This is a genomic window from Clostridium psychrophilum (assembly GCF_018861705.1).
Lineage (GTDB): Bacteria > Bacillota > Clostridia > Clostridiales > Clostridiaceae > Clostridium_AD > Clostridium_AD psychrophilum.
The window spans coordinates 1-10,756 of record NZ_JAHLEC010000108.1; the positions used below are offsets into that span (position 1 = coordinate 1).

10 protein-coding genes and 1 pseudogene are annotated in these 10,756 nt (G+C 29.7%); 9 read left to right on the plus strand and 2 right to left on the minus strand.

Translation table 11 applies throughout. The features are described from left to right. Positions 1-189: pseudogene (locus KPL38_RS15880) on the plus strand (IS30 family transposase); the annotation flags it as partial. 243 nt (positions 190-432) lie between these two features. Next, positions 433-1,353: a putative ABC transporter permease gene (locus KPL38_RS15885; protein WP_216290137.1), complete on the plus strand. Its 921-nt coding sequence runs from the start codon at positions 433-435 to the stop codon at positions 1,351-1,353. 5 nt (positions 1,354-1,358) lie between these two features. On the opposite strand, the gene KPL38_RS15890 is transcribed toward KPL38_RS15885, so the two are convergent. Both KPL38_RS15890 and KPL38_RS15895 read right to left on the minus strand, forming a co-directional pair. Then, positions 1,359-1,715 carry a hypothetical protein gene (locus KPL38_RS15890; RefSeq protein ID WP_216290138.1) on the minus strand — a complete coding sequence of 119 codons (357 nt, stop codon included), beginning with the start codon at positions 1,713-1,715 and terminating at the stop codon, positions 1,359-1,361. Positions 1,716-1,717: 2 nt separating this feature from the next. Beyond that, positions 1,718-2,590 (minus strand): DMT family transporter, encoded by an 873-nt coding sequence (locus KPL38_RS15895; RefSeq protein WP_216290139.1) that lies wholly within the window; start codon positions 2,588-2,590, stop codon positions 1,718-1,720. Positions 2,591-3,242: 652 nt separating this feature from the next. On the opposite strand from KPL38_RS15895, the gene clpX reads away from it, so the two are divergent. From clpX to KPL38_RS20105, 7 genes are all read left to right on the plus strand, one after another. After that, entirely contained in the window at positions 3,243-4,454 is a 1,212-nt protein-coding gene (gene clpX / locus KPL38_RS15900; RefSeq protein ID WP_216290140.1) for an ATP-dependent Clp protease ATP-binding subunit ClpX, read from the plus strand. A gap of 318 nt (positions 4,455-4,772) precedes the next feature. Then, the gene (locus KPL38_RS15905) at positions 4,773-5,183 is read left to right on the plus strand and encodes a peptide deformylase (protein ID WP_216290141.1); all 411 of its coding nucleotides are present in this window, start codon (positions 4,773-4,775) and stop codon (positions 5,181-5,183) included. A gap of 134 nt (positions 5,184-5,317) precedes the next feature. Continuing rightward, positions 5,318-6,799 carry a cardiolipin synthase gene (cls, locus tag KPL38_RS15910; protein WP_216290142.1) on the plus strand — a complete coding sequence of 494 codons (1,482 nt, stop codon included), beginning with the start codon at positions 5,318-5,320 and terminating at the stop codon, positions 6,797-6,799. 785 nt (positions 6,800-7,584) lie between these two features. After that, positions 7,585-8,748 carry an FIST signal transduction protein gene (locus KPL38_RS15915; RefSeq protein ID WP_216290143.1) on the plus strand — a complete coding sequence of 388 codons (1,164 nt, stop codon included), beginning with the start codon at positions 7,585-7,587 and terminating at the stop codon, positions 8,746-8,748. A 23-nt stretch (positions 8,749-8,771) separates the two neighbouring features. Further along, on the plus strand, positions 8,772-9,059 hold the full coding sequence (locus KPL38_RS19770) for a diguanylate cyclase (RefSeq protein ID WP_246577996.1): 288 nt from the start codon (positions 8,772-8,774) through the stop codon (positions 9,057-9,059). Between the two features lie 74 nt (positions 9,060-9,133). Further along, on the plus strand, positions 9,134-9,976 hold the full coding sequence (locus tag KPL38_RS20255; protein ID WP_312884249.1) for a putative bifunctional diguanylate cyclase/phosphodiesterase: 843 nt from the start codon (positions 9,134-9,136) through the stop codon (positions 9,974-9,976). Between the two features lie 14 nt (positions 9,977-9,990). After that, on the plus strand, positions 9,991-10,299 hold the full coding sequence (locus KPL38_RS20105) for an EAL domain-containing protein (protein ID WP_281419361.1): 309 nt from the start codon (positions 9,991-9,993) through the stop codon (positions 10,297-10,299). Positions 10,300-10,756 lie beyond the last annotated feature (457 nt).

A 10,756-nucleotide genomic window follows, 5' to 3' on the forward strand; every position in this document is an offset into this window, starting at 1 on the left:
GAACGTCACAATGGACTAATTCGTCGCTTCATTCCTAAAGGAAACCGTATGTCAGATTATAGTGTCTCTGATATTTCATTCATCGAGGAATGGATGAATACGCTTCCTAGGTGTATACTCCAATATAAAACTCCTGAAGATCTATTCGAAGCACAATTAATATATAATATTACTAATATATATTACTAATTCAATATTTATTATTTTAACAACATTTTGGAAGCTTGACAACTGCCATCTTCTATAAGTGGCAGTTGTCAAGCCTAGGGAAATTGCTTTGGTGGCAGTCTAAATCTGCTTCCAAAGTTGTTAATATTGCAGCGACCCAGGAGATGATTTAATATTATACAAAATAAATTTAGTGAGGTGCTGTAGTTTTTTGATAAAAACAATGAGCATATAACAGTTTTTATAATTTGGAGGCGAAATACTTTGATACTTAATATATGTTGGTACTTTTTCATTTATGCATTTTTAGGATGGTGTACTGAGGTTATATATGCAGCTGTAAAGACAGGTAAATTTGTAAACCGAGGATTCTTAAATGGTCCATATTGTCCGATTTATGGAGTTGGAGTCATAGTAGTACTCTATTTGCTAGAGCCTGTAAAAAACAATGTATTTTATATGTTTTTAGGCTCAGTCTTTATTACTAGCACCATAGAGCTTATAGGTGGATTTGCACTTGAAAAAATATTTCATCAGAAATGCTGGAATTACGATGACGAGCCCTTTAATATTTGTGGATACATTTGCCCTATGTTTTCACTTGTGTGGGGATTAGCTTGCCTTGTTGTGGTGGACAGAATTCACCCGTTTGTTTTTTCTCTCGTTAATTGGATTCCACAGATGGCAAGTAAGGTTTTACTGATGATTTTTGCCTGCCTTTTCATTATAGATCTCATTGCAACAGTAAAATCTATTTTGAAATTGAACAAAAAACTTGAAATAATTGATGGAATCACATTTAAAATTCGAGAGATGTCAAATAATATAGGAGAGAATATTGCTACAGGAGCTATTGATATAGTGAAGAAGAAGGATGATTTGGAAGAAAATTTCGAAACAAAAAAAGAAATTTTAAAAGCGGATTTAACTGAAATGAAAGGTGAACATCAAAAAGCATTGGTTCATCGAAAACAAGCCCTTAAAGACCTTCATAATTCAAATAGAGAAATCTTAGAAGCCACTCATTTTGGAGAAAAAAGGTTTCTGAAAGCATTTTCTGAATTAAAATCCATAGAGCATAAAGATGCTCTTGAAAAATTAAGAAATTTTATTTTAAATGGATTGAGTGTTCCAAAGAAAACAAAAGCAAGCAGCGAAAAAGATAAAACTGATGTAGAGAAATAAACTGATTAGTTTAGGGCTGTATAATTATTATTAATGACAGCACTAATTAACATTTTGTCTTCTATACTTTGTTTTAATATATCCTCTAAGGCTAAAAATGCTTGATTCAAAGTAATACTCTCGCACATTGTATTTCTACAAAAAATAGCTTCGGTAATCGAAGTTTTAAATTTTGAATAATACTTAATGGTATAAATTGGCTTCATTTCTTTTCTATCATTATCATCAAAATTCGTTGCAATGACTACATCATACTGCATTAAGTCATGAATTTCTTCATGACTTTCTTCAATGTATTCTTCCTGATATTCTTTATGCTTTATATGTTTTTCCCTCTTACTTTTGAATAATCCAAATAACATATTTATCCCACCTTATAATTTTTAACTGTTTCGCTTATAAATGTTGAACCTAATAACAATATAGCTCCTATTATCTGAATCACTGACATGTTCTCACCAAACACAATGAACGAAACAAATAATGCTGTTATTGGATCTATGTAACTTAGCGCAGCGATACTTTGAGCTTTTAAACCTTTCATTCCATTAAAAAACAAATAAAATCCAAGTCCGGTATGAATAACTCCTAGTGTTATAATACATACAATAGAAATACCTGTTATATGAAATAAACTAACCCTATCTGCTATAAAAACATAGGGTATAAGCATTATAGTTGATAATAACAATTGAACCAATGTTGTTTCTAGTCCACTCATATCTTTAATAAACTTATTGGTGAGCATTAATGTGGCATAAAATATTGCTGCAGCAATGCCATAACAGATACCTAATAAATGATTATATTGTGCGACACCATTTACCCTATTCTGTACGATTAGAAACATTCCTAGTACTGCAATACTTATACATATAACTTTTTTAAGTGATAACTTTTCTTTAAGTACAAAAGGTGACATAACAATAACGAAAACCGGTGAAAAGTAATAGCTTAAAGAAGCATTCGCAATTGTTGTATACTTATACGCTTTAAAAAGAAGCATCCAATTAATAGCTAATGCAAAACTCGATAATAACAATACAAGAAAATTTTTCTTTATGTTTGGCAAAGATATTTTCTGTTTTGTAACTATAGTAATGCCGAGCAAAAATAAGCTACCTATAAAACCTCTCAGAAGAGCTATTTCACTTGAGGGCAAGTCAATATATCTTACAAAAATTCCAACTGTACCAAAGATCATCATAGATAATATAAAATGTATTTTTAATTTCATTTCAATTTCTAATAATGTTTTCCATTATGTATTCCTCCTTATTATAAAACTTTATTAAACCTTAATTTTGTTAAATAATTATAACATTTATTTTGTGGCAATTCACTTACTTTTGTTATTAAATTGTCTCATTGATATTCCATAGTAATCAGTATTGGGAGTAGGGTGTGAATCTATAGATTTTGGCATTGCACAAGGAATGAGCAGCTGCGTTACAAACTGAGGTATACTGGTAGTTACTATACGCTTTTGTAATAACTAAATGACCTAAATTATCAAAATAATTCGTGATCACAAATTGTTCATGACCCCAGGGATATTATAAAGCAAATTCTTTTTTCTATTTTAAGTACTATTTTAATTGTAAATACTATCTAGATAGAATACAATTTTATTATATTAGCTATATATTTAAGTCTTTCTTATTAGTCTATGTTAAAGTTATTAAAAGCTATATAAATAGAATTGATGTTAGATATCCTATAAGCGAAGAAGTCCAACGTGGTTTATTTGCCACAAAAACATACAGAATAAGAAAAATACTCAATCACTTGCTAAACATCTCAGTATTATGAAAGTGATGAAAGTGATGAAAAGTAACTTTATAAAAAAGAGCAAGTTTAAAAGGCAGTATAAAAGGATGGTGTATTAAATGTTAAATAAACGTAGTATAGTAATAAAACCACAGCAAGAAGAGGAAGTTCATAACAATATAACATCAGAAGAAAAAAGGGTAACAATAACACCAAAAATGATAAAAGAGCTATTAGATCAGTCTATAATAGGCCAAGAAGGGGCTAAAATAGAGTTATCTATAGAATTACAAAATCATATGATAAGGATCGCAACTGGTATAGATTTAGAGAAACATAATATATTACTAACTGGACCAACAGGTACTGGAAAAACTTTACTAGCCAAAAAATTATCAGATATTGCCCAAGTACCATTTGTTATTGGTGATGCTACAAGTTTGACCGAGGCTGGATATGTTGGTGATGATATTGAGAGTATGATATACTCACTTTTAGTAAGGGCACATGGCGATATTGAACTTGCCGAGAAAGGAATTATATTTATTGATGAACTTGATAAGATAGCCAAAAAGGGTGAGACTATGACTATTACAAGAGATGTATCAGGTGAAGGCGTTCAGCAAGGATTACTTAAGATGGTTGAAGGTGGTATTGTTAGAGTACCAGAAGGTGGAGGTCGTAAAAATCCCACAAGTAAAATGATTGAGATAAATACAACTAATATTTTATTTATTGCAGGTGGATCTTTTGATGGTATTGAAACTATTGTCGAAAATCGACTTAAATTCACTCCAAATAATAGATTAAAACAGTTTAGTAAGCCAGGAATTGTTAGATCATTAGGTTTTGATGTATCTAACACTGTAGAATCAACTGTAAAAAATTATGAAAAAGATTACAAATATACAAAGTATCTTAGATCAAACATAATTAAAAAAGATTTGCAGGAGTTTGGATTAATTCCAGAGTTACTTGGTAGATTTCAAGTATTATCAAATTTAGATCCATTATCAAGAGACAATCTGATTGAGGTACTTAAGCTTGATACTAGTGTATTTGAACAGTATAGAAAGATATTTGCTTATTTGGGTAAAAATCTTGAGTTTAACGATAATTGCTTTGAAGCAATTGCAGATATTGCTATTGAAGAAAAGATGGGTGCTAGAGGACTCGTTAGTATTGTTTCAAGAGTTTTAAGAGATTTAAGATTTGATGCTCCGTCTGAAGACACTAAAGATTACTATGTAGACAAAGACTATATACATAATGTCTATGCTAAGATAAACAAAGATCTGCCTATAACGACTGACATAGAAGGCAAAGTATAATCACAAGTAGCAGGTGAACCATTATAAGACTCACGGGAAAAGGCAAAAGAATATTTCGTGAAGAGATACGGTAGCAGATATCTCAAAATTATAATATCTAGAATCGATACCGTATGTCACCTATAAAATAACCCTAAAGAAATTGTGGATAGATTAGTATAAAAATTATCCGCAATTTCTTTATTCTTTTATCTATAATTATAAAGCACGTTATTTATCTTAAAAACGAACTTTGGCAAGAACTCTATTGGTATTAATATATCAACAGTTACAGAACAGAACATAATAAAAAAGACAAATATTAAAGGAGTATAACATATGGTTAGATCAATTATGAAAGACATATTTTTTCTTAATCAAAAATCAGAACTTGCTACAAAAGCAGATGAGCAGGTTGTGCAGGATTTGCTTGATACGCTTAAAGCAAATAAAGAAGGATGCGCTGGAATGGCAGCTAATATGATTGGTGTTAAAAAAAGAATTATTGTGATCAGTATGGGCGACATGAACGCTGCGATGATTAACCCTGTGATAGTGAATAAATCGCGTCAATATATAGCGGAAGAAGGATGTCTATCACTTATAGGTGTTAGAAAAACTAATAGATTCAAAGAGATAGAAGTAGAGTATTTTGATTCGCGATTTAAGAAACGAAGGGGAAAATACTCAGGATGGATTGCCCAAATTATTCAACATGAAGTAGACCACTGTGATGGGAAAGTCATATAGAAAAAAGATAAGAGAGCTGTTCAATTATCTAATACGCTTAAGATTTTATAATATTTATCGTTTTAGATGCGGTATAATAGTGTTTAATAGGCTGCAATTAGTTACCTAAAATATAGTACTTACGGGGGAACACCATGGATTTATCAACTGTTTTTTTAATGTTTATATATTTATTTAATATAATATGCATTTTGATACTGATTTTTATAAAACAAAGTGATACGAGAGTTATATTTGCATGGCTTTTAGTATTCTTATTTTTACCTTATGTTGGTTTTGTTCTTTATTTCTTGGTCGGTAGTAGATATAAAATGCGTATCATGTCAAAAAAGTATGGTATGGGTGAAATAGAAGAAAAGTACAATAAAGTGCTAGCAAAACATATTCATAATATTGATACGGATAAAATACAATTTAGAGAAGTAGAAACTGAAAAATATAGAGACTTAATTGCGATGAACTCAAAAAATATAATGGGTTATTTTACTCAAAATAACGAAGTAGAACTTTTATTAAATGCTAAGGAAACATTTTCTACGATTTTTAAAGATATTAGAAATGCAACAAAAAGTATTGAAGTAATGTATTATATTTTTAGAGCAAAAGATAAGATCGGTAAAGAATTTATATCTCTTTTAGAAGAAAAGGCAAGACAGGGGGTAAAAGTAACTTTAATATATGATGGGCTTGGATCTATGCATACTCATATGAGTGATTTTAAGGAGTTAAAAAAAGCTGGTGGGCATGTATACAGATTTTTGCCTTCTATTATAAAAAGTTTATTGCTTGCAAATTACAGATTACATAGAAAAATAGTTATTGTGGATGGTAAAATTGCTCATACTGGTGGAATTAATGTGGGGGATGAATATTTTGGTTTAAAAAAGATAAATAAACCTTGGAGGGATACAACAATACGTCTGACTGGTTATAGTGTACTTTCATTTCAAACAAGGTTTTGGTCTGATTTAGTTTTTTTGCAAAATCAAAGTTTTAGAAAGATAAATAGGGCTAAATTAAAGTTTGACGAAAGGTTATTAAAAAGTTTTTATGATCCTATTAAAGAAGGAAACATAGGAGTACAAATACTCTCAAGTGGACCTAGTAGTAAAAATGACTCTATAAAAGATAGTTATGTTAAGATGATTACCACCTCAAAAAAATATTTATATATTCAAACACCATATTTTATTCCAGATAAAACTATATTAGATGCACTAAGGATGGCAGTTGCTGGTGGTGTTGATGTTAGAATAATGATTCCTGGTATACCAGATGACAAACCTGTTTATGCTGTTTCATTATTAAATGTGGCAAAACTTTTAAAGTATGGTGTAAAGGTATATCTGCATTCAGGTTTTCTTCATGCAAAAACACTTGTTATAGATGACTACGTTTCAACAGTAGGAACTGCAAATGTTGATATTAGAAGTTTTAGTCTTGATTATGAAGTTAATGCATTTATTTATAATAATGAATTTGCAATTAAATGTCGTGATACATTTTTAAATGATATCCAAGATTGCACGATATTTGATATTGAAACATATTCTAATCGTGGTTTGTGGAAAAAGATCTATGAATCTGTTTGGCGTTTTATTACTCCGCTTGCTTGAAATTTAATAAAGTATGCAGCGACCAAGGAGAGAATTTAATTAGTAAAACAATTTGTGATCACAAATTGTTCATGCTCCCGATCACAATTCAAAAGGTACCAGATCTGTATAGAGCTGCTGTAATGCTGGATTTGTCAAATCTAGCAACACAATAATAGCAATACAATACCTACATCAAATGAATCAAATACAAAAATACATTAAAAAGACTTTAGATAGTCTTTTTTTATTGTTTTGGATACTATATGTTTATAAATTAGAAGTCTAATAATAGTTTTATAATGCATTTTGGAGATTAATGTAATGTAATCAAGATTTTACTATTATACATAATAAATAAAAAAACATATTGTAATTGTTTGAATATTTTACAATTGTTTGTAAAAATGCTAGCCAATTGAAAGAACTTTAGTTATAGATATCCATATTGCTAGGGCTTTATACATATAGTAACTAAGTTTTACAAAAAAAGCTAAAGATTTTATCTTTTGTTTTCGATAATTAAAATAACAGAAAGCTTTTAATTGATGAAGAATCAATTCAAAAATTAAGTCCTGAAATTTTAAGCATTAGTCAAAATAGTATACAAGGTATCAGTATAATTGACGCCCCAATCTTTCATTTGTTATCTTTGCAAGTATTTCTTTAACTCAAGCGTTATCTATAGAAGTCGAATATAACGTTATTCTTTGTTCAACTTCTAGTGGATTTTCTGTTGTGGAGAGTGAGATTAAAAAATTATCTTAATATATTAAAAATAGTTCAACAGATATTTGGAGGTGCTTATGGAAACAAACCTTTTTATAGTAATAGCTCATAGCATAGAACTAGATTCTTTTTTGGCAGTTATAGAACTAATTGAAAGTTGTGAAATTCAGCTTGGTAATCGATATCCTATAGCAGGTATTTTGTATGCCGGTATAGATGTTGATCATCAGTTGGTACTTAATAAAATTTATGAAAAATGGCCAAATTTACAGCTAATTGGTTGCACAACAGATGGAGAATTTTCTTCAGAATGTGAATATGTAGAGGATTCAATGGTTTTGACATTATTTGTTTCTAAAGAGATAAAAATCGTTTCAGGTTTTATCAATAATACAGCAACAGATGTGAGAAAAGAATGCAGTCAAGTATTTTACGAAGCTGTGGGTAGATTAGGGCAGACGCCTAAACTGTGTATATTGCTTTCTGATGTGTTTAAAATCAATGGGGAGACAGTTATGGAGCAGTTAACTTCTCTCACAGAAGGTAAACTCCCAATTGTGGGTGGTATATCAGCAGATAGTTGGCGATTTAATGAGTCCAAGCAATTTTATAATAAAATATCATCATCTGATATATCTTCCTTTTTACTTTTAGCTGGGGAATTTAATTTTTCTTTTGGAATAGACAGTGGGTGGGAAGCAATTGGAGAGATGGGAACTATTACAAAATCAGAAGGTAATGTGATTTATGAAATAGATCACAAGCCTGCGCTTAAATTTTATAGTGATATTCTTGGTGAGAATGTTAAACCCACTCTTGAACTACCAATTGCCGTATATGATGAAGATGGTGATTTTCAATTTATGCGTAGCACTTTTGAAAATTATGATAACAATATAGGCTCAGTGACCTATCTAGGCAATGCTCCAGCTGATTATAAAGTCCGTATTACTATGGTAAACCGTGAGTCAATTTTGAAAGGTGCGAAAAGTTCAATTAACCATGCAGTAAGCACATTTCCATCAAATGGGTCACCAGTTATAGCATTATGTTTTACTTGTTCATCTCGAAGGATTCTACTTGGAACACGCACTATAGATGAGTACGAAATCGTTGGTAAAAAGTTTGAAAAAAGCGTGAAATTTGTTGGGTTTTATTCCTATGGTGAGTTTTGTCCAAATTTAAATAAATTAACAAATAAGTTTCATAACGAAACCTTTGCAGTTGTATTGTTAGGTTAAAGTAAATAGAAGGGAGGTTGAAAATGGAGGGGGATAGCTTAGATATCAGTAATAGGCAAATCGCAATTTTAAGAAAAAAATTAGAACGTTCCGAACAAAGTCGAAAACTTATAGAGAATGCAAAAGATCATTATGATTTAGTTTATCGTTTTAATATTCAAAAGCTAGATGCGCAGAATAAATTACTTGACATTAAGAATAGAGAACTGGATTTAGTAAGATTAGAATTGATTGCCAAGAACAAGGAACTTGAAAAAACATCAACTACAGACTCACTTACAGGACTTCCTAACAGGAAAAAGATGTTATAAAATATTAGTACATTAATAGAGAAAAAAATGAAAAATTCGCTATTTTTTTTATAGATTTAGATAATTTTAAAAATATAAATGATAATTTAGGTCACCATGCTGGGGATGCTATTCTTAGAGCTGTCGCAGTGAGATTAAAGGCGGTTATTAGGTCAAGTGATACAATTAGTAGAGTTGGTGGAGATGAATTCATAATAATATTAAAACATTTGAAATTCTCTGCAAATGTTGAAAAAATTGTAACAGATGTTGCAACATCCATTTCAACAACATTAAGAACTACTTTTACCTATAATGGGAATACTATGTTTGTTGGTGTGAGCATAGGTATAAGTATATTCCCTGACCATGGAACAGATGTAGACACTTTAATTAACAATGCTGATTTAGCTATGTATAATGTAAAGCACAATGGTGGGTATGGGTATAATACTTATTCTAGTTCAATGAATAATAAATCAATAGATAAATTAAAAATGAAAACAAAATTAAACAATGCAATGTCAAACAATGAATTTATAACTTATTACCAACCTATTATAGATTTAAAATCAATGAAAATTTCAAGTTCGGAAGCACTTATTAGATGGAGACAAGGAGATACGATTATTCCTTCTGCAGAATTTATTCCAATTGCAAAGAGTATAGGTGAAATAGTAGCAATTGATAATTGGATGATAGAAAATGCTTGTATACAATGTAAAAAATGGCAGGTACTAGGTACAAAGGATTTTAGCATATCAGTAAATACCTCATATAAGCAATTAAAGCAATTAAATTTTGTAAAATTAGTTAGAGATATATTGAAAGCTAATTTATTGTCACCAAGGTACTTAAATCTGGAAATTACAGAAGATGTTACATTAGAAGAACCTGAGTTAATTATAGATATACTAACAAAGTTAAAATGCTTTTAGGGGTTAAAATATCCTTGGATGATTTTGGGACAGGATATTCTTCCCTTAATTATGTGAATATGCTACCAATTGATACAATAAAAATTGATAAATCACTTATAGTGGGATTAGAAAATGGTTCTAAAAATATATTTATTATCAATTCAATAATAGTAATGGCACATAGTTTAAATATTAAAGTCATTACAGAAGGAATTGAAACAGAAGCCCAATTCCATATTCTAAAAGAGCTTAAATGTGATGCAATTCAAGGATATTTAATTGGTAAACCAATGACTGTATCTGAGTTCGAAGAAAAATTTATCAATCAGGTAATTACTTAGAAATATATATAGGAATATCTTGAAAAACTAATTTCATTATTTCATGTAAGTCAGATTGCTAGCAAAACAAATGAGATATTTATACAGTGTATTTATAAACTTGAAGGTTGCTTTGGGATTAGTTACAGTAAAGTTGATGGGGAAGATAAAATATCTTACTATATGGAGGCATTTGCATATTTACACATAGCTATATCTATATTTACTTTTTTCAGGAGAATGACACATAGCCATCAACCTAACAAACCCAATAAATGTTAAAATGATTATTGACTTTTCTTAAAATTTATATAAAAAACAGCTTAATATTACATATATAGCAATAAATTACATTGTTTGTTTTTTGATATTCAGTTAAATAATATATAATTTTATTATGTATTATTTTTATACAAATTTAAGTAGAGCGAGGTACAATAATGAATAAAAAACTGAGAATACTAACAAGAAATCTGCA

Bases quoted from the DNA above. Each gene is read 5' to 3' on its own strand.
- KPL38_RS15890 (WP_216290138.1), bottom strand. From the start codon at position 1,715: ATGTTATTTGGATTATTCAAAAGTAAGAGGGAAAAACATATAAAGCAT.
- KPL38_RS15915 (WP_216290143.1), top strand. From the start codon at position 7,585: ATGGAAACAAACCTTTTTATAGTAATAGCTCATAGCATAGAACTAGAT.
- KPL38_RS15905 (WP_216290141.1), top strand. From the start codon at position 4,773: ATGGTTAGATCAATTATGAAAGACATATTTTTTCTTAATCAAAAATCA.
- KPL38_RS15895 (WP_216290139.1), bottom strand. From the start codon at position 2,590: ATGAAATTAAAAATACATTTTATATTATCTATGATGATCTTTGGTACA.
- KPL38_RS19770 (WP_246577996.1), top strand. From the start codon at position 8,772: ATGGAGGGGGATAGCTTAGATATCAGTAATAGGCAAATCGCAATTTTA.
- cls (WP_216290142.1), top strand. From the start codon at position 5,318: ATGGATTTATCAACTGTTTTTTTAATGTTTATATATTTATTTAATATA.
- clpX (WP_216290140.1), top strand. From the start codon at position 3,243: ATGTTAAATAAACGTAGTATAGTAATAAAACCACAGCAAGAAGAGGAA.